This is a genomic window from Tenacibaculum larymnensis, assembly GCF_028829235.1.
GTDB classification, from domain to species: Bacteria; Bacteroidota; Bacteroidia; order Flavobacteriales; family Flavobacteriaceae; genus Polaribacter; species Polaribacter larymnensis.
In genome coordinates this window covers 475,895-494,020 of sequence record NZ_JAIWJY010000001.1, presented here as the reverse complement: position 1 = coordinate 494,020, position 18,126 = coordinate 475,895, and the positions used below count along the sequence as shown (strand labels likewise).

General features: G+C 31.6%; 20 protein-coding genes. 8 read left to right on the top strand and 12 right to left on the bottom strand.

Features of this window, described 5'->3' with window-relative positions; all coding sequences use genetic code 11:
- Nucleotides 1-3: 3 nt before the first annotated feature.
- Entirely contained in the window at nucleotides 4-1,134 is a 1,131-nt protein-coding gene (locus tag LCI24_RS02240) for an Mrp/NBP35 family ATP-binding protein (protein ID WP_274638962.1), read from the bottom strand.
- 303 nt (nucleotides 1,135-1,437) lie between these two features.
- Here LCI24_RS02240 and LCI24_RS02235 point away from each other — a divergent pair, with 303 nt between their 5' ends.
- Nucleotides 1,438-2,796 carry a Fic family protein gene (locus tag LCI24_RS02235; protein WP_274638961.1) on the top strand — a complete coding sequence of 453 codons (1,359 nt, stop codon included), beginning with the start codon at nucleotides 1,438-1,440 and terminating at the stop codon, nucleotides 2,794-2,796.
- Nucleotides 2,797-2,821: 25 nt separating this feature from the next.
- Here the strand turns inward: LCI24_RS02235 and LCI24_RS02230 are convergent, their stop codons facing one another.
- The 4 genes from LCI24_RS02230 to LCI24_RS02215 form a co-directional block, all read right to left on the bottom strand.
- Nucleotides 2,822-3,367 (bottom strand): DUF4269 domain-containing protein, encoded by a 546-nt coding sequence (locus LCI24_RS02230; RefSeq protein WP_274638960.1) that lies wholly within the window; start codon nucleotides 3,365-3,367, stop codon nucleotides 2,822-2,824.
- Entirely contained in the window at nucleotides 3,364-3,687 is a 324-nt protein-coding gene (locus LCI24_RS02225) for an MGMT family protein (RefSeq protein WP_274638959.1), read from the bottom strand. Before LCI24_RS02225 ends, LCI24_RS02230 begins: the two co-directional genes overlap by 4 nt.
- An 82-nt stretch (nucleotides 3,688-3,769) precedes the next feature.
- On the bottom strand, nucleotides 3,770-4,441 hold the full coding sequence (gene trmB / locus LCI24_RS02220) for a tRNA (guanosine(46)-N7)-methyltransferase TrmB (RefSeq protein WP_099214832.1): 672 nt from the start codon (nucleotides 4,439-4,441) through the stop codon (nucleotides 3,770-3,772).
- A 12-nt stretch (nucleotides 4,442-4,453) separates the two neighbouring features.
- Nucleotides 4,454-4,675, bottom strand: a complete 222-nt coding sequence (locus LCI24_RS02215) for a DUF6341 family protein (RefSeq protein ID WP_274638958.1) — start codon at nucleotides 4,673-4,675, stop codon at nucleotides 4,454-4,456.
- 42 nt (nucleotides 4,676-4,717) lie between these two features.
- Here LCI24_RS02215 and LCI24_RS02210 point away from each other — a divergent pair, with 42 nt between their 5' ends.
- Nucleotides 4,718-5,623, top strand: coding sequence for a DUF6427 family protein (locus LCI24_RS02210; RefSeq protein ID WP_274638957.1), 906 nt, complete (start codon nucleotides 4,718-4,720; stop codon nucleotides 5,621-5,623).
- Between the two features lies 1 nt (nucleotide 5,624).
- On the opposite strand, the gene upp is transcribed toward LCI24_RS02210, so the two are convergent.
- Nucleotides 5,625-6,278: a uracil phosphoribosyltransferase gene (gene upp, locus LCI24_RS02205; RefSeq protein WP_274638956.1), complete on the bottom strand. Its 654-nt coding sequence runs from the start codon at nucleotides 6,276-6,278 to the stop codon at nucleotides 5,625-5,627.
- Nucleotides 6,279-6,321: 43 nt separating this feature from the next.
- Nucleotides 6,322-7,101: an alpha/beta fold hydrolase gene (locus tag LCI24_RS02200; RefSeq protein ID WP_274638955.1), complete on the bottom strand. Its 780-nt coding sequence runs from the start codon at nucleotides 7,099-7,101 to the stop codon at nucleotides 6,322-6,324.
- A 153-nt stretch (nucleotides 7,102-7,254) separates the two neighbouring features.
- On the opposite strand from LCI24_RS02200, the gene LCI24_RS02195 reads away from it, so the two are divergent.
- Both LCI24_RS02195 and brnQ read left to right on the top strand, forming a co-directional pair.
- Nucleotides 7,255-7,704, top strand: coding sequence for a hypothetical protein (locus tag LCI24_RS02195; protein WP_274638954.1), 450 nt, complete (start codon nucleotides 7,255-7,257; stop codon nucleotides 7,702-7,704).
- The gene (brnQ, locus tag LCI24_RS02190) at nucleotides 7,701-8,972 is read left to right on the top strand and encodes a branched-chain amino acid transport system II carrier protein (protein WP_274638953.1); all 1,272 of its coding nucleotides are present in this window, start codon (nucleotides 7,701-7,703) and stop codon (nucleotides 8,970-8,972) included. The genes LCI24_RS02195 and brnQ overlap by 4 nt, the downstream gene beginning before the upstream one ends.
- 77 nt (nucleotides 8,973-9,049) lie before the next feature.
- Here brnQ and LCI24_RS02185 read toward each other — a convergent pair whose 3' ends face one another.
- The 3 genes from LCI24_RS02185 to LCI24_RS02170 all read right to left on the bottom strand — a co-directional run bounded on the left by LCI24_RS02185 (nucleotide 9,050) and on the right by LCI24_RS02170 (nucleotide 12,100).
- Nucleotides 9,050-9,550 carry a DUF3575 domain-containing protein gene (locus tag LCI24_RS02185; protein WP_274638952.1) on the bottom strand — a complete coding sequence of 167 codons (501 nt, stop codon included), beginning with the start codon at nucleotides 9,548-9,550 and terminating at the stop codon, nucleotides 9,050-9,052.
- 216 nt (nucleotides 9,551-9,766) lie between these two features.
- Complete coding sequence (feoB, locus tag LCI24_RS02175) at nucleotides 9,767-11,872, bottom strand: ferrous iron transport protein B (RefSeq protein ID WP_274638950.1); 2,106 nt, start codon at nucleotides 11,870-11,872, stop codon at nucleotides 9,767-9,769.
- 3 nt (nucleotides 11,873-11,875) lie between these two features.
- Nucleotides 11,876-12,100 (bottom strand): FeoA family protein, encoded by a 225-nt coding sequence (locus tag LCI24_RS02170; RefSeq protein WP_274638949.1) that lies wholly within the window; start codon nucleotides 12,098-12,100, stop codon nucleotides 11,876-11,878.
- 120 nt (nucleotides 12,101-12,220) lie between these two features.
- Between LCI24_RS02170 and LCI24_RS02165 the strand changes: the two genes are divergently transcribed.
- The 4 genes from LCI24_RS02165 to LCI24_RS02150 are packed head-to-tail and all read left to right on the top strand — an operon-like array spanning nucleotide 12,221 to nucleotide 16,098.
- Nucleotides 12,221-13,372: a DNA polymerase III subunit gene (locus LCI24_RS02165; protein WP_274638948.1), complete on the top strand. Its 1,152-nt coding sequence runs from the start codon at nucleotides 12,221-12,223 to the stop codon at nucleotides 13,370-13,372.
- Between the two features lie 2 nt (nucleotides 13,373-13,374).
- Nucleotides 13,375-13,845, top strand: a complete 471-nt coding sequence (locus LCI24_RS02160; protein ID WP_274638947.1) for a hypothetical protein — start codon at nucleotides 13,375-13,377, stop codon at nucleotides 13,843-13,845.
- A gap of 50 nt (nucleotides 13,846-13,895) precedes the next feature.
- Nucleotides 13,896-15,308, top strand: coding sequence for a sensor histidine kinase (locus LCI24_RS02155; protein WP_274638946.1), 1,413 nt, complete (start codon nucleotides 13,896-13,898; stop codon nucleotides 15,306-15,308).
- Between the two features lie 7 nt (nucleotides 15,309-15,315).
- Nucleotides 15,316-16,098 carry an enoyl-CoA hydratase/isomerase family protein gene (locus LCI24_RS02150; RefSeq protein ID WP_274638945.1) on the top strand — a complete coding sequence of 261 codons (783 nt, stop codon included), beginning with the start codon at nucleotides 15,316-15,318 and terminating at the stop codon, nucleotides 16,096-16,098.
- Between the two features lie 200 nt (nucleotides 16,099-16,298).
- Here LCI24_RS02150 and LCI24_RS02145 read toward each other — a convergent pair whose 3' ends face one another.
- Both LCI24_RS02145 and LCI24_RS02140 read right to left on the bottom strand, forming a co-directional pair.
- On the bottom strand, nucleotides 16,299-16,952 hold the full coding sequence (locus LCI24_RS02145; RefSeq protein ID WP_274638944.1) for an HD domain-containing protein: 654 nt from the start codon (nucleotides 16,950-16,952) through the stop codon (nucleotides 16,299-16,301).
- 64 nt (nucleotides 16,953-17,016) lie between these two features.
- The gene (locus LCI24_RS02140) at nucleotides 17,017-18,024 is read right to left on the bottom strand and encodes an aspartate-semialdehyde dehydrogenase (RefSeq protein WP_274638943.1); all 1,008 of its coding nucleotides are present in this window, start codon (nucleotides 18,022-18,024) and stop codon (nucleotides 17,017-17,019) included.
- Between the last annotated feature and the right edge of the window lie 102 nt (nucleotides 18,025-18,126).

The following is an 18,126-nucleotide window of genomic DNA, read 5'->3' as shown; positions in this document are numbered from 1 at the left end:
TGCTTATTTTGAGCTACAACCACTCATGGTAGTAATTCGTACTACTTCTGTTGGTGGTAAGTTTGCATTTCTTTTTAATAGTTGCGAAACCATTTCTTTGGTTACCTCTGTAAAAGCTTCTGCTAGTGGTGTGTTTTCTTGTAAAGCTACTGGGTGTCCAACATCTCCTGCTTCACGTATGCTTTGTACTAATGGTATTTCTCCTAAGAAACTTGTTTCAATATCTTCGGCTAAATTTTTAGCACCTCCTTCTCCAAAAATATAATATTTATTGTTAGGAAGTTCTGCTGGTGTAAAATACGCCATATTTTCAACGATACCTAATACCGGTACGTTAATACTTTCTTGTTTAAACATTGCTACTCCTTTTTTAGCGTCTGCTAAGGCAATGTTTTGCGGTGTACTTACTACAACTGCCCCGTTAATTGGTACTGCTTGTACTATTGATAAGTGTACATCTCCTGTTCCTGGAGGTAAGTCGATTAATAAGAAATCTAACTCTCCCCAATCTGCATCAAATATTAGTTGATTTAATGCTTTTGAAGCCATTGGTCCACGCCAGATTACTGCCTGACTTGGGTCGGTAAAGAAACCTAGTGATAATAATTTTACTCCGTAACTTTCAATCGGCTTCATTTTTGAACGTCCATTAACGTTTACCGCTAATGGCTTTTCTCTTTCAACATCAAACATTAAATGCTGTGATGGACCATAAACATCGGCATCTAACACTCCTACTTTAAAGCCCATTTTTGCTAATGAAACAGCCATGTTTGAGGTAATAGTAGATTTTCCTACTCCACCTTTTCCCGAAGCTATAGCAACAATGTTTTGAATATTAGGAATTTCTTTTCCTCTAATTTGATTTGGATTTTCTTTTTGTTGAACTTCCACCTTCACATTCACTTTTACATCGATTTTTTGATCAACGTATTGGTGAATAGCCTTCATTATCTCTACTTCTATTTTCTTTTTGGCTTGTAATGATGGGTTTGCTATAGTAACATCAACAATAACTTCATCTCCAAATGTAACTACATTGGTTATATTTTCGTTTTCTACTAAACTTTTACCTTCTCCTGGTGCTGTTATCGTTTCTAACGCTTTGTATATATCTTGTTTTTTAAAACTCATGTTTTATGCTATATGCTTTAAACAGCAAGCGATAAGCTTGTTGCTTATTTTTATTTAATCTTAACTGCAAAGATACGTTTTAGCCCTCAGAAAATAAAGTCTTTAGATTGGTAATATTTATAGGTTGATAAGTTGGTTTTATAGACTTGGATTTCGAAGATTAGCACTAGTTTTTTATGAGTAATAAACATGAATTGTTTTTGTAATTATTTGTAAATTTTTGAAAAATTAGGGAATACTTAAATAAATTGTATATTTACAATTATTTGTAAATTTTTGAAAAATTAGGGAATATTAGTGATTATGATTGAAAAAGCACCTAGAATAGAGCTTAACACTGAGATAAAAAACATTATTTATAAGACCATTTCTTCCAGTTCAATTACATTATATTCTAGTTCAATTAAAAAAATTGAAAACGAATATTATTATTGGGATAAAGTAAAACACCTGAAAGATGATAAAATTCATATATTCAAAACAAATATAACTCCTAATCAACTTTTATGGTTTATAACAAAAACTAGAAGAGATTTTTTAAGCAAAACAGGTTACTTATTTGGTGACTTATTAGAAGATCAGGTTTATTCAATCGAGTATCAATACAATGTAAACGAATATCTCCAACGAAAACTCCACTATTTAGATTTTAATTTTGGTGCTGGTCTCCAAAAAGAGCAACTACTTTCTGAATTAGAAAAACAGCAATATCTTAATAATGCTTTAATGGAAGAAGCCGTATTTTCTTCAATGATAGAAGGAGCCACAACGACCCGTGTTAAGGCAAAAGAAATGTTGCGAAAAAACAAAAAGCCTAAAACTCATTCTGAACAAATGATATTGAATAATTACAACACTATTCAATACATAAGCAAACATAAAGAAGATAATATTACTATTAATAAACTATATGAATTACACCGATTAGTAACCGAAAATACTTTAGATGAAGATAGTGTTGGTGTTTTTAGAAATAGTAATGATGTAAATGTAGTAAATGAGCTTACTGGCGAAGTCGTACACACTCCTCCTGATTTTAACAAGTTAGAAGGCTTAATGAATTCTTTTGTAAGTTTTTTTAATAATAATCCTAAAGAAGATTTTATTCATCCTATAGTAAAGGCTTCTATTTTACATTTTTTAATAGGATATATTCATCCTTTTGTTGATGGTAATGGAAGAACTGCTCGTGCCATTTTTTACTGGTATTTACTAAAAAATGGCTATTGGCTTACAGAATATCTTTCAATATCAAGGGTTATTATGAAAACCAAAACTCAATATGAAAAGGCATACTTGTATACTGAAATTGATGATATGGATGCAACTTATTTCATTCATTATCAAGTAAAAGTTTTAATTCGTGCTTTTGAGGATTTAAAAGAATATGTAGCAAAAAAGAAAAAAGAAGAAACAAAATTATTAAAGTTTTTAAGGCTTGGAGATATAAACGAACGTCAAGCAGAAATTTTATATAAAATTGAAAAAAAACCTAATACCTTTTTTACTGTTAAAGAAATAGAAAACTCTTATGGTGTAACCAACCAAACTGCAAGAACAGATCTTGAAGAATTAGTATTTAAAGGTTTTTTAAAGAAAATAGCTATAAATAAAAAAAGCTATAATTACTGGAAAGGAGATAATTTTGAATCGATTTTATAACTATTATTTATATTATTTTGAGAAATCAAGAAGTATAACCTTTCTCAAACCCATAGGTTGATAATGCTTCATATGGATTTCCTTTTAAATTTAAAAGTTTTGCAAATGCTGGTTCAGTTTTGAGTCCTTGTTGCTTTAAGGCTATAATTTTAGACCTAAATATTTCTCCGGCTTTTAACAATACCTGATACTCAATTAGCATATGTAGGTATGAGTCTTGCTCTTCTGGTAGTTTATTTTGTACAAAAATTTCTACTGGAAAGGTTTTATACTCAAGTGTAATGATTGTTGTTTTTAAGTTTTTGTATGATGGAATTGTTTTTACTTCAAACTCAGGGAGTTTTCCATATTTCTCACTCACAACTTTTACAATATCTTCGTGATTTACACTTTGACAAATAATGTCTAAATCGCTTGATTCTACATTAATATCGATAGGTATTGTGCCTACTAAAATAGGATTGAAGTTTTTTAATAGTTCAAAAAGATTCAATTCTAATAATACTTTATAAGCTTCTTTTTGTCGGACAGTTCCTTCTTTTAAGTATGTTATATCTTTAAAGTTTATCACAACTCTTCGCTTGGATTCCAAAATACCTTTTCAAAGTCTTGAATTTGGCTATCAACAACTTCTATCCCTTCGCTTTCTAACAATTGTTGCATGAGATTTGTCCCATCAAAATGGTGTTTTCCTGTTAACAGTCCTTTTCTGTTTACTACTCGATGTGCTGGTACTTCTTTTTCTGAAGAGTTATTCATTGCCCAACCTACCATTCTTGCCGAACGAGCTGCACCTAAATAGGTTGCTATAGCTCCATAACTTGTTACTCTTCCATGTGGTATTAAACGAGCTACATCATACACTTTTTCGAAGAAATTTTTATCTGCCATTTGGTAAAGATAGCTTTCTTTTAGAATTAAATTGGAATATATAAAGAACACCTAAAACAAAAAATCCTGCAAAAAAGCAGGATTAATAGTTTAGTTTGAATTTTATATACGTAATCGGTTTTCCGATTTCTAAATATTGTTTCTCATAAAATGTTTGTGTCCCTGTTACTTCTTCAGGGCTGTACACATTTTTATAAACATCGTGATTAGCATGTAAAATTTCGTGACCTTCTCCATGCAATAAGCCTAAAGTGTAACCGTGCATGAATTCACTATCGGTTTTTAGGTTGACTGTTCCTTCTGAATTTAAAATACCATGGTATTTCTTTAAAAACTCAGAATTCGTCATACGGTGCTTAGTACGCTTATACTTAATTTGTGGATCTGGGAAGGTTATCCAAATTTCAGAAACTTCATTTTCAGCAAAAATATAATCTACTAACTCTATTTGAGTTCTAATAAAAGCCACATTTTCCATGTTATTTTCTAATGCTGTTTTAGCTCCTCGCCAAAATCGTGCACCTTTAATATCAATTCCAATAAAGTTTTTATCAGGATTTTTTTCTGCTAAAGCAATCGTATATTCACCTTTACCACAACCTAGCTCTAAAACTATTGGGTTGTCGTTTTTAAAAAAAGTATTCCACTTTCCTTTATAAGAAAAGTTATTGGTTACTTCTTCTCGTGTTGGTTGAATAACGTTAGCAAATGTTTCATTTTCTCTGAAACGTTTTAGTTTGTTTTTACTTCCCAAAGTGTATAGAAATTAGGCTCTATCTTCTGTTCCTTCTCTTTGAAAACGAGCAGCTTCTTTCATCCAATAAGCAAATAACACTAATAGGATTAATAAAAAGAACCAGTTTACGGCGTTTGAAGTCCACCAACCTGCATCTGATTTAGCTATTGTTAAGCGTAACCAATTGAATGGTGCAAATAAAAAGTCGGTAAATAAACTACCAATCCATCTAAAAATATTGCCTGCTATCATATCTTAAGTATCTTTACAGCTGCAAAAATATAAAAAGAAACAATGTTAGCCAATTTTTTCGGTAAATCTAAACCTATAAATTTTATTGTACTGTTTGTACTATTCTTAGGGTATTTTGTTTTAAGTATTTTTTCTAAAGAATTATCTTTCAACCTTGTTAAGGAACTTGGTTGGTTTTTAGTCGTTTTTTCGGTGTATAATTTTATTATTGCTAAGAACTTATTGACTTATGATAACTCTTTTGCTTTTTTATTTTTTGTGATATTAATTGGTTTTTTTCCTGATACCATACAGATAAATAAAACTTTTTACGCCAACTTAACTATACTTCTTTTTTTACGAAAAGTGTATAGCTTACAGTCTTCTAAAAATATTCTTCATAAGTTATTCGATGGTGGTTTGTGGCTTGGAATTTCATTTTTAATAGAGCCTTACGCTCCTTTATTACTGATATTACTTTACTTGTCTATATTTTTACACCAACGATTTACCTATCAAACATTATTAACACCTGTAATTGGTTTTTTTGCTCCGGTTTTTCTGTATTTCACTTACTATTTTTGGTATGATAACCTTGAAAAATTTTGGTTGCTTTTTGATTGGAATTTTTATCCTGATTTAAGCTTTTATTCTCATGAAAAGTATTTATTCCCTATTCTTTTTATAGTTTTCTTTTTAGTAGCTTCAATCATTTTAAAAAGTCCCAAGGCACTTGCTGTTAAAAATAAATTTAGAAAAAACTGGATATTGATTCTTACCCATCTTACCATTACTACAGCTATTTTACTTTTAGTTCAAGATGGCTCTGGAAGTGAGTTCTTGTATGTGTTTTTTCCTGTTTCTGTTATTCTTGCAAACGGAATAGAGTTTTTTCAAAAGAAATGGTATGCTGACGCTATTATTATCTTATTCTTAATAGCTTCTTTTACTATAAGTGCTATTGTATAAACTACAGTTTTGCTCCGTAAGCTAAATCTCCTGCATCTCCTAAACCAGGAACTATATAACCTTTATCGTTTAACTTCTCGTCAATATCAGCAATCCATAAAGTAGTACTTTCTGGTAAGTGTTTAGCAACATATTCTACACCTTCTACTGAACCAATAACCGAAGCTATAATTATTTCTTTTGGTGTTCCGTATTTTTTTATCCCTTCATAAACCTCAACCATAGAACGCCCTGTTGCTAACATTGGGTCTACCAATAATAATGTTTTCCCGTCAATAGAAGGTGATGCGAAGTACTCTACTACTATTTCGAATTCTTCATCGTTATTCGGGTGATGACGGTATGCTGAGATAAAAGCATTCTCTACATCATCAAAATAATTCAACATTCCATTGTGTAATGGTAACCCTGCTCTAAGGATAGAGCATAAAACTATATTATTTGCTGGTAATTCTCCCTTTTTTGTTCCTAATGGTGTTGTTATTTCTTTTGTTTCATAATTTAACTCTTTACTTAATTCGTAGGCTAAAACTTCTCCTATTCGTTCAATGTTTCTACGGAAACGCATCGAGTCTTTTTGAATTGAGACATCTCTAAGTTCAGCTAGGAATTTATTAAGAATAGAATTTTGTTTGGCTAAGTGATGAGTTTTCATGAAGTGTATTCTTTTTTGTGCTCTACAAAAGTAACGGATTTTATCAAGCTTTTATAAAGTTGGTTAGTGCTTTTAATAGTTCTTCTTTTGCTTCAACATGGCTCATGTGTCCATTTGGCAATGCAATTAATGAGGTATTGGTTCTCTTTGCTTCTTCTTCAACAGTAGCATAATTTAATATTGGATCATTTTTCCCTGCAATTATTAACCTCTTTTCTATTGTTTGTAAAACAGCTTCTTTGTTTTTACGCAAGCGCATTCCTTCTGTAGCTGCAATGTACCCTCTAACAAGTGTTTTTAAGGCTTCTTCTCTTATTTCCTCTATTTCTTCAGACAGCTGTGAGCGCATATTTTCTGCAAATAAGTTACTGATTGACATTTTTACTAACGTTTCATAGTTTTCTTTTGCCATCTCAATGGCTCTAAGTCGCATTTTTTTTCTTTCTTCACTATCTGCTTGAGATGTAGAGTTCATCAAACAAACTCCTTTTACATTTTTTGGATACTTTTCTGCAAAGGCTAAAGCAACATACCCTCCCATAGAATGTCCTACAAAAATGGCTCGACGGATTTTTAACTCTTTTAACACTGCTTTTACAGCACCTGCCATTTCTTCCATCGAATGTACATACCCAATACACCCTGTTTTTCCACTTCCTAATAAATCAACACAAACTATTCTGTATTTTTTAGATAATTCTTTACTTATACTACTCCACATCGTAGAGTTCTCTAAAAATCCATGGAGCAATACTATAACACTTCCTTTTCCTTCATCAGTAAAGTAAATATTTGTGTTTTTAAATTCTATACTGTTTTGCATTAGGCAAAAATATGTATCTTTCATTTGTAATCTCATCAAATAATTGCTAAAATGTTGATTTCTCCTTTTCAAAACCTTTCTAAAAAACAAGAGCGAAATCTTACGATTTTTCTTATAACTTCTACATTAATTCTTATACTTTATATGCTTTATTTGGATAGTTTTCTAAAAAATGAAGTATGTAAAAATGGTATTATAAGCTTTGAATTAGCAAAAGACATCGCAGTATCTGAGAAATATATTAATTCTTGGAACGAGACTTCTAAAATAGCTTGCGGCATTAGCTTAGGGCTTGATTATCTTTTTTTAATTTCATATTCTTTATTAATAGCTGTTTTTATTCATAAGTTTAATAAGAAACTTTGGAAAGACTCTTCTTTATACAGCTTTGGAGTAATCCTTATATTTTCTTTATTTTTTGCTGGTTTTTGTGATGCTATAGAAAACGTTGGGTTAATTAAATTACTAATGGGAAGCACGAAACAGCTATGGAGTTCTATTGCTTATTTTTTTGCTATACCTAAGTTTGTTTTTATTGCTATTGGAGTACTTTATATCCTTTTCAATTTTGTTTATTTGTTATTTATAAAACAAAACAAATGAAATTCTCAAAAGAAACTTTAATTACCGGCTTTGCTTTATTTTCTATGTTTTTTGGAGCTGGTAATTTAATTTTGCCTCCTTTTTTAGGAAAGAGTGCTGGTAATTTATGGTTTTTGGTAACTGTTGGTTTTTTTATTACCGCTGTTTTTATTCCTATGATAGGTATTTTGGCTCATGCTAAACTACAGGGTACTATGTACGATTTTGGTAAAAAAGTATCTCCAACTTTTAGTCTTATATATTGCTTTGTTGTATACACCATTTGTATTGCTTTGCCTGCACCTAGAACTGCATCGGTTACTCATGAAATGGCTATTGCTCCTTACTTTAATAATAGTAGTTCTTTAGTTACAAGTACAATTTATTTCGGACTTGTTTTTCTTTTCACCATGAACCGATCAAAAGTACTAAACCTACTCGGCAAATTTTTAACACCTTTTATTATATTCATTCTATTGGCTATAATTTTTGTTGGAATTTTTACAGCTCCAGACATAATAAATCCAACTACGCTTAAAGCTCCTTTTGTTGATGGTTTACTAGAAGGGTATCAAACTTTTGATGCCATTGCCTCTATAGTTGTTGGTGGTGTTTTAGTTGTTTCAATGAATTTTAATACGAATACAACTTTTGAAGAGAAAAAAGAACTAATTACCAAAGCTGGTTTTATTGCTGGGTTTGGTTTGTTAATTATTTATGCTGGTCTTATTTATAATGGTGTTTTATTTAGTTCTACTTTTTCTGAAAATGCTAACAGAACAGAAATTTTAAACTCTTTAAGTAACCAAACTTTAGGAAATATTGGAAGTATTTTTCTTAGTGTTTTAGTCGCTTTAGCATGTTTCACAACAGCCGTTGGGATTATTACTGGTACTGCCGATTATTTTAAAGGTATTAACAATAACTCTCAAAACGTTTTTACAATCACTGCTATTATTGGCTGCATATTAGGGATTGCTGTTGGTCAATTTGATGTAAAATATATTATCAACATTGCTTTGCCTGCTTTAATGTTTATTTACCCTATTACTATTATATTAATTGTACTGAATGTACTTCCAGAAAAATACACCTCAACTTTAGTTTTTAAAATTGTAGTAGGAGTGACTTTCTTATTTAGTATTCCAGATTTTCTAGGTTACGTTATTAACCCTAGTTATTTAACTGAAATTAAAAACAATATTCCTTTTGCTAATTATAATTTAGGATGGGTATTACCTGCTATATTGAGTTTTACATTTGCTAATTTGATTAAAAATAAAAAGTAACTCTTAATAAAAAAGACTTACTTATAAACTAAAAAAGCTCGCAATCGCGAGCTTTATATTTTTTTGAATGAGTGTCGTTAAAAGCGATACCCTAAGTTTATTCCTACTCTAGGTACAATTGAACGAGCCTCTGAAGTAAATAGGTTTCTACCTAAACCTCCATATATATCAAGTACAAAACCTCCTGAAGAAACATATTTTGATCCAAAAGCTAACCCTAAAGCCCCATCAGTATATTCTTTAAAGGTATTAGGCGAACCATCAAGCTCAATTTCTCTTTCTCCTGTATTTATACCCATAAAAACTTCACCAAAATAGTTCCAATTACTATTGTTCGTAAAATAATGACGGAAAAAAGGAGTAAACATTCGTTCTTCGTTGTATCTAAAATCTGCTGATTTTTTTTCAAAGTTAAATAACGCTGAAATACCAATTGAGGAACGATCGGTAGTATAATATTCATACGATACTTCTAAGGTTTTAAAAGCTAATGCATCTAGTAAATCTACTTTTACCTCTTGCTGTGCATAGGTAAAAGAGCTAACAAAAACCACAGCTGCTAATAATATTTTTTTCATTTGAATTTTTACTATTTATAATTTATGTATTGCCTACAAGTATAATACCACAAACATACATTTTTTATAAAAAACTGTATGGTAAAATATACTTTCTCTCTTACGAGCAGTTACAGTTTGTATCGCAACCGCTATTTTTTTTAGGTTTAAAAAAGAACTTTTTAACTAAAAAAATAACTGCTCCACAAACAACCACATATGTTAAAACTTCTTGCATTAACTTAAAATTTGATAGGCTATAAATGCTGATAAATATGCCAAAGCCCCCATACTTACTAATTGAACCATTGGCCACTTCCAACTTTTAGTTTCTCTTTTTACAATTGCTAACGTTGCCATACATTGCATTGCAAACGCATAAAACAACAATAAAGAAATTCCTGTAGCAAAATTGAACCTCTTCTCTCCTGTGTCAGGGTTTATCTCTGATGCCATTTTTTGTTTGATAGTAGTCGTATCTTCTCCGTCGTCTTCTACACTATAAATAGTTGCTAACGTACCAATAAACACCTCTCTCGCAGCAAAAGAACTAATTAGTCCAATACCTATTTTCCAGTCATAACCTAATGGTTTAACAACTGGCTCTATTGTTTTTCCTGCTATTCCTATATATGAGTTTGCAAGTTTAGCAGAAGCGACTTTTTTAGCTAGCTCTTCTTCAGACAATTGTTGATTTGCTACATTTTCAATTACATTTTTCTCTGCATTTTCAAACGATGATGGCCCGTGAGATGCTAAAAACCATAATACTATTGAAATCGCTAAAATGATTTTTCCTGCCCCAAAAACAAATGCTTTTGTTTTATCTAACACATCATAAAACACATTTTTAACCGATGGTATCTTGTAGTTAGGCATCTCAACTACAAAAAGCGAGTTATTTTTTATCTTCAATGTCTTATGTAACACATATGCTGCTATAATTGCAGCCGCAAATCCTAAAATATATAAAGCCAACAGGGTAAAACCTTGTAAACTAAAAAAACCAAACAGCTTAGTATCAGGAATAATTAAAGCTATTAAAATAGCATACACAGGTAATCTTGCAGAACAGGTTGTAAATGGTGTTACCAATATGGTAATTAATCGTTCTTTCCAACTACCAATAGTTCTAGTTGCCATAATTGCTGGAATAGCACATGCTGTTCCTGAGATTAAAGGAATAACACTTTTACCACTCATTCCAAAGCGACGCATAATTTTATCCATCAAAAATACCACGCGGCTCATATATCCTGTTTCTTCAAGAATGGATATAAAAAGAAATAAAATAGCTATTTGAGGAATAAAAATTACAACTCCACCAACTCCAGGAATAATTCCATCGGTTAATAAATCAGTAAACATTCCTGCTGGTAATTGTGCTTTTGTAAACTCTGCAATATTGGCAAACAACCCATCGATAAGATCCATAGGTGTAGACGCCCAATCAAAAATAGATTGAAATATTAGCAATAACAATCCGAAGAAAATAACATACCCAAATATTTTATGAGTAAATACTCTATCTAATCTACTGCGTATATCTGTCGCTTTAGAAGCATCTATCTTATACGTTTTATTTAAAACAGCGTTTATTTGCTGATATCTATATATCGTTTCTTTATGCTGATATTTTTTCTGCTTTGTAATTTCACCTTCAAACTCTTTTATTGCTTCTTTTTCTGAAGAAGAAAGTAATGGAGTGTGGTTTTTAGTTAACATCATCCACAACTCATACGAAGTAAACTCTTTACTCACCGTAGCCAATCGGTCAAAGTAAGTTGTATCAATTTTTTTAGATAGTTCGTTAAAATTTGAATGTACTTTTAACGATCCATAATTCGCTACTACCTCTTTTAAATCGTCAACACCTTCATTTGTTCTTGCCGACATTAATACTACTTTAGTGTGTAACTCTTTTTCTAAAGCAGGTATGTCAATAGAAATTCCTTTTCGCTTTAATTGATCCGCCATATTTAACGCTAAAATCGTCGGAACTTCTAAATCCTGAATCTGCGAAAACAGTAATAAGTTTCTTTTTAGGTTTTCAATATCTGCAACTACAACAATTACATCTGGCTTTTCTTCTTGGTGTGTAGTCATCAAAGCTTTTAAAACAATACTTTCGTCTAAAGAAGTTGGGTTGATACTGTATGTACCTGGTAAATCAGTAATCATTGCACTTTTACCATTTGGCAACTTACAAATTCCTTGTTTTTTATCAACCGTAACTCCAGGATAATTTCCTACTTTTTGATTTAACCCAGTTAGCTGATTAAATAAGGATGTTTTACCTGTATTTGGGTTTCCAATTAAAGCTACATTAATTCGATTACTCATCAGCTATAGTTTTATAATTGAAATTTGACTAGCTGTTTCTTTTCGAATCGCTAAATGACTTCCATTTACGCATATATACATAGGATCTTTTAGTGGAGCAATTTGAAGTAACTCTACTTCACTTCCTGGTAAACACCCCATTTCTAATAACTTCAGTGGAATCTTATCTAAGCACTCTTCAGATATAATTCCTTTTTCCCCTAAATGTAACGATGCGATAGTACTCAAAAGATATATTTTTAGCTTGCAAATATACTAAAATAGAATCGTTCTAAACAGTATATCAAAACAATATATCATTTATTTACAATAGGTTGTTCTCTTTGTTTGATGTCTTATATTTGTGGTATGACTTTCGACGATATTATTGGGCAAGAACACATCAAAAAACACTTACAGCAATCAGCTGAAAACAATAGAATTCCGCATGCACAACTCTTTGTTGGTAAAGAAGGTAGCGGTACTCTACCCATGGCTATTGCCTACGCTCAATTTCTATTGTGTAATTTTTCTGACAACCCAGAAGCTTGTAATATAAAATGTAGTAAACTACAACACCCTGATTTACATTTTGCTTTTCCAGTGACTACAAATGACTCGGTAAAAAAACACCCTGTTAGTAATTTGTTTTTAGAGGATTGGCGTTCTTTTATTGAAGAGCAACCTTATGGAAGTTTGTTTAATTGGCTACAACATATTGGTGTTGAAAATAAACAAGGTCAAATTGGTGTTGATGAAGCAGAAGATATTGTAAAAAAGCTACAATTAAAATCGTATGAAGGTGGCTTTAAAGTAATGATTATTTGGATGGCTGAAAAAATGAATGTTGCTGCCTCTAACAAATTATTAAAACTAATTGAAGAACCACCAAGCAAAACTATTTTCATTCTTATTACTGAAGATGAAGAACAAATTATAAATACCATAAAATCTAGGTGTCAGGCTTTACATTTCCCAGCTTTAAGTGAAAGTGACATAGCTAACAACCTAGTTCAGCAAGAAGGTGTATCAGAAAATGAAGCTGTAAAAATTGCTCATCAGTCTGAAGGTAACTACAATAAAGCTCTGCATGTTTTAAACAATAATTCAAACGACTTAGTTTTTGAGCAATGGTTTATTACGTGGATTCGAGCTGCCTTTAGAGCTAAAGGAAATGCTGCCGTTATTCAAGATTTAATAGGATGGTCAGAAGAAATTGCTAAATCTGGTAGAGAGACTCAAAAACAATTTTTACAATATTGTTTACAGTTTTTTAGACAAGCCTTACTTCTCAACTACGGAACTCCAGACCTAGTGTTTTTAGAAACAAAGTCTGCTAACTTTGACCTCTCTAAATTTGCTCCGTTTATTCATAGTGCCAATATTTTAATTATCGAAAAAGAAGTAAGCGATGCTCAATATCATATTGAAAGAAACGGAAATGCTAAAATTATTTTGTTAGATTTATCTGTTAAACTAACGCGTCTTCTACATACCAAAGAAGAAAAAATTCAATCTTAATCATGAAAACAAAACATATAATTACCGCGCTTATTTTCGGAATACTTTTTGTTGCTTGTAAACAAGAAAAAAAAGAACCTTTATTACAAAAGTATTTGGTTGGTAGCTGGGAAACTACATATTTAAAAATTGAATATTTAACTGCTAACGAAACCGATAGTACTTCTGTTTTTGAAGATGATTTTAGTAAACCTAATTCAGGAAAAGCCCAGTCTACCTATAACAACGATGGCACTTTTTCTGCTTGGTTTGTACAAGCTGACGGAAAAAAAGTTGGTGAAACAGATGGAAAGTGGGAAACAAGTGGCGATAGTCTGTTTGTTGATTACCCTTATTTAGGAAAACAAGTACAAGCTTGGTATAAAATTACACAAACAAACGACGGATTTAGTGCTATATCTACTTATGATTGGGATAATGATGGAGAAACAGATGACACTTTGCTTATGAAAACTAAAAAAATTGAGTTATAAAATTGCGTATTTTCAATAACATATCACTTCGAATTAGAATTTTTTTGTCAATGATACTTTTAGTGCTATTGGCATCAATTTTAATTGTAATCGTTACTATTTATCAATATGACGAGCAAACAAAAGATTATAATACTGCACGTTTTGAGCGTAAAGAATTCTCTACAAAACAAGATATTGAAATAGAGCTTAAGCGTAGAACCACATACCCTGTAACTACAGAAAACCTATCCAAAATTTTTCAAGATAGAATTTATGACATTGCTTATGTTCATAAACTTACTATCTCTATGTACGACATGGATGGGAAGTTACTAAAATCTTCTATTCCATATAATTTCGACAAAAAAGAAGGTCAAAACTTAGCCAATGAAACTGTTAGAGATTTAGCTAACAATTCAAATCATAAAATTTTTAAGAGTAGATCCGAAAAGGGTATCACTTACCAATCTTCATACACCTATATAAATGACCCTCGTTTTAAGAGGATTGGTATTTTAGAGCTACAAATAGCGCAAGATAACGAAGAGCAAAAACACGAACTAAGAGAATTTATTTCTCGCCTATCATTAGTTTACCTACTAATGCTTATCATTGCCATTATTTTAGCCTACTTTTTATCAACCTATATCACACGATCAATTCAAACCATCTCACAAAAAATAAACGAGACACGTTTAAATAAGCGTAACGAAAAGATTACCTTAAATTCTGCCAGTTCAGAAATCAACTCTTTAGTTGCCGCTTATAACAACATGATTGATCAATTAGAAGAAAGTGCTGTAAAACTGGCTCAAAGTGAGCGAGAACAAGCTTGGAGAGAAATGGCTAAACAGGTGGCTCACGAGATTAAAAATCCGTTAACACCAATGCGCTTATCAGTACAAAGTTTTGAGAGAAAATTCAACCCAGAAGATCCTAACATCAAAGAGAAAATGTCTGAATACAGTGAAACACTTATTCAACAAATTGATGTTATGAGTTCTATAGCTTCTGCTTTTTCGGATTTTGCTAAAATGCCTACACAACGCCGAGAAAAACTGAATGTAGTAGATATTGTTAAACATTCTTTAGATATTTTTACTGAAGACTACATACATTATTTTCCTCAAGAAAAAGAGCTATACGCTAGTTTAGATAAAACACAATTGATACGAATTGTTACCAACCTAGTTAAAAACTCAATTCAGGCAATAAAAGACACTGATAAAAACCCTAAAATAGAAGTCAAAGTTGCTTCTGAAGGGAATAATGTTAAGATAACAGTTTCTGATAACGGAAAAGGTATTAGTGAAGAAAATAAAGAGTTAATTTTCGAGCCTAAGTTTACTACTAAAACAAGCGGAATGGGCTTAGGACTTTCTATAATAAAAAATATAATTGAAGCGTATGACGGTACAATTTCCTTTACCTCAACTAAAGGAGTTGGAACTGTTTTTACTGTAATATTACCTAAAACATAAACATAGTATGAATTTTGAAAATATTTTAGTTGAACAAGCTAACGGATTAGCAACTATTACAATTAACCGACCAAAAAAACTAAACGCTTTAAACAAAGCTACTATTGAAGAACTTCATAATGCTTTCAAGGATTTGGAAGAAGACAGTGCTGTTAAAGTAATTATTATCACAGGAAGTGGAGAAAAAGCATTTGTTGCTGGGGCAGATATTTCTGAGTTTGCACATTTCTCTGTTGAAGAAGGAGGAATGTTAGCTAGAAAAGGACAAGAAACCTTATTTGACTTTGTTGAAAACCTATCTACTCCAGTTATAGCTGCTGTAAATGGTTTTGCTTTAGGTGGTGGATTAGAGTTAGCAATGGCTTGTCATTTTAGAATAGCTTCTGATAATGCTAAAATGGGCTTACCTGAAGTTTCTTTAGGAGTTATTCCTGGATATGGTGGTACACAACGCTTACCTCAATTGGTTGGTAAGGGAAAGGCAATGGAATTGATAATGACAGCAGGTATGATTTCTGCTAACGAAGCTAAAGAAGCTGGGTTGGTAAATCATACAACTCCACAAGAAGAGCTTTTACCTTTAGCTGAAAAGATTGCTTCAAAAATTATGCGCAACTCTTCAGTTGCCATTAGCGCAGCAATTAAAGCTGTTAACGATAATTTCAAAGATGGTGTAAATGGTTTTGAAAGCGAAATTACAGAGTTTGGGAATTGTTTTGGCACCGAAGATTTTAAAGAAGGAACCACCGCCTTTCTAGAGAAACGTAAACCTGATTTCCCAGGAAAATAATACCTTTTTTAAAGAATATTCTACATAAAAAAATAGCATCTAAATAAAATTTAGATGCTATTTTTACAATAAGGGGATTACATTAATAAAATGGGGGTTATTAACTGAAGCAAATATATACTAAATTCAATAACATCCAAATTTTAACGTAAACTTTTTATTAAAACAACACAATCTTTACATTATTAACACAATAAACACTAATTCTTTCCATTCCATTCTTTATAAAACTGTTCTAAAAAACCTTCCATGTAAGTATGCCTCTGTTCTGCAATTGATTTTCCCGTAGTAGTATTCATCTTATCTTTTAAAAGCAAAAGTTTTTCATAAAAGTGATTAATTGTAGGCGCTGTAGACTTTTTATATTCTTCTTTAGTCATATTTAAATTTGGGGTAACCTCTGGATTATAAAGCTCCCTGTTTTTAAACCCTCCGTAATTAAAGCAACGAGCTATTCCTACAGCTCCAATGGCATCTAGTCTATCAGCATCTTGAACAACATTTAACTCAGGAGAAGTGAAGTTTTGTTTAAAGTTTCCTCCTTTAAAAGAGATATTAGTGATGATTTTTTCTATATGAGTAATTATTTCTTCTGATACTTTTTGACTTTCAAGAAAAGCTCTTGCTTTTTGCGGACCAACAGTTTCATCTCCATCATGAAATTTACTATCAGCTATATCATGCAACAATGCTCCTAAAGAAACCACAAATTCATCAACTTTTTCATCTTTTGCAATCAACAAAGCATTTTTATAAACTCGTTCAATGTGAAAAAAATCATGTCCGCCTTCTGCTCCTTGTAAAGTTTCTTTTACAAACTCAATGGTGTTTTGTATTATTTGTTCTTTGTTCATTATCCAAAAATAAAAATCCTGCACTTATAAGCACAGGATTTTAAAAGTATTATTATAAATTATTTTATGCAGTAACAGATGGTTTAACCAAATTGTTAGCTACTAAATATTCTGCTATTTGAATAGTATTGGTTGCAGCTCCTTTGCGAAGATTATCTGCAACAATCCACATGTTTAACGTATTTGGTTGAGATTCATCTCTTCTAATTCTACCCACAAAAACCTCATCTTTATTATTTGCTAAAATAGGCATAGGGTATACATTGTTTTGTACATCATCTTGTACAATAACACCATCAGTTTTACCAAGTAACTCACGTACTTTATCTAACTCAAAATCGTTTTCAAACTGAACATTTACAGCCTCAGAATGTCCTCCTGCTGTTGGAATTCTAACTGCTGTTGCTGTAACTGCGAAAGAATCGTCTCGTAAAATCTTTTTAGGTTCTTTTACAAGCTTCATTTCTTCTTTAGTATATCCGTTTTCTAAGAATACATCGCAATGAGGTAATGCATTTCTTCCTATCGGATGTGGATACGCCATTTCTCCTTCAACTCCAGCCTCTTCATTATCCAGTTGCTGAACAGCTTTTACACCTGTTCCCGAAACTGATTGATAGGTTGAAATCACCACGCGTTTCATGTTATACTCTTTATGTAACGGAGCTAATGCCATTACTAACTGAATAGTAGAGCAGTTTGGGTTTGCAATAATCTTATCTTCACTAGTTAATACATCTCCATTGATTTCAGGAACTACTAGTTTTTTGGTTGGATCCATTCTCCAAGCTGAAGAATTATCAATTACTGTTGTTCCAACAGCTGCAAACTTCGGAGCCCATTCTAAAGAAGTGTCTCCACCTGCTGAAAACAATGCAATATCAGGTTGCATTTTCACTGCGGTTTCTAAACCAACCACCGTATAATTTGTTCCTTTAAATTCTATTTTATTTCCTACCGAACGCTCTGAAGCAACAGGAATTAATTCTGTTACTGGAAAATTACGTTCTGCTAAAACTTGTAACATTACATTACCTACCATTCCGGTAGCGCCTACTACTGCTACTCTCATCTTTTTATTATTTGAGTATAAAATTAATTGTTTGTATGTTACAAAGGTTTAAAAAAAACAAATTGGTTGTATCTTAATTGTGTAAAAAAATACGTTAAAGTT

What these genes read in the sequence shown, in the direction of transcription:
- feoB (WP_274638950.1), bottom strand. Translation starts at nt 11,872, where the DNA reads ATGAGTAATCGAATTAATGTAGCTTTAATTGGAAACCCAAATACAGGT.
- upp (WP_274638956.1), bottom strand. Translation starts at nt 6,278, where the DNA reads ATGAAAACTCATCACTTAGCCAAACAAAATTCTATTCTTAATAAATTC.
- LCI24_RS02145 (WP_274638944.1), bottom strand. Translation starts at nt 16,952, where the DNA reads ATGAACAAAGAACAAATAATACAAAACACCATTGAGTTTGTAAAAGAA.
- LCI24_RS02210 (WP_274638957.1), top strand. Translation starts at nt 4,718, where the DNA reads ATGTTAGCCAATTTTTTCGGTAAATCTAAACCTATAAATTTTATTGTA.
- LCI24_RS02235 (WP_274638961.1), top strand. Translation starts at nt 1,438, where the DNA reads ATGATTGAAAAAGCACCTAGAATAGAGCTTAACACTGAGATAAAAAAC.
- LCI24_RS02140 (WP_274638943.1), bottom strand. Translation starts at nt 18,024, where the DNA reads ATGAGAGTAGCAGTAGTAGGCGCTACCGGAATGGTAGGTAATGTAATG.
- LCI24_RS02185 (WP_274638952.1), bottom strand. Translation starts at nt 9,550, where the DNA reads ATGAAAAAAATATTATTAGCAGCTGTGGTTTTTGTTAGCTCTTTTACC.
- LCI24_RS02155 (WP_274638946.1), top strand. Translation starts at nt 13,896, where the DNA reads ATGATACTTTTAGTGCTATTGGCATCAATTTTAATTGTAATCGTTACT.
- LCI24_RS02215 (WP_274638958.1), bottom strand. Translation starts at nt 4,675, where the DNA reads ATGATAGCAGGCAATATTTTTAGATGGATTGGTAGTTTATTTACCGAC.
- LCI24_RS02240 (WP_274638962.1), bottom strand. Translation starts at nt 1,134, where the DNA reads ATGAGTTTTAAAAAACAAGATATATACAAAGCGTTAGAAACGATAACA.
- LCI24_RS02200 (WP_274638955.1), bottom strand. Translation starts at nt 7,101, where the DNA reads ATGCAAAACAGTATAGAATTTAAAAACACAAATATTTACTTTACTGAT.
- brnQ (WP_274638953.1), top strand. Translation starts at nt 7,701, where the DNA reads ATGAAATTCTCAAAAGAAACTTTAATTACCGGCTTTGCTTTATTTTCT.
- LCI24_RS02225 (WP_274638959.1), bottom strand. Translation starts at nt 3,687, where the DNA reads ATGGCAGATAAAAATTTCTTCGAAAAAGTGTATGATGTAGCTCGTTTA.
- LCI24_RS02160 (WP_274638947.1), top strand. Translation starts at nt 13,375, where the DNA reads ATGAAAACAAAACATATAATTACCGCGCTTATTTTCGGAATACTTTTT.
- LCI24_RS02150 (WP_274638945.1), top strand. Translation starts at nt 15,316, where the DNA reads ATGAATTTTGAAAATATTTTAGTTGAACAAGCTAACGGATTAGCAACT.
- LCI24_RS02165 (WP_274638948.1), top strand. Translation starts at nt 12,221, where the DNA reads ATGACTTTCGACGATATTATTGGGCAAGAACACATCAAAAAACACTTA.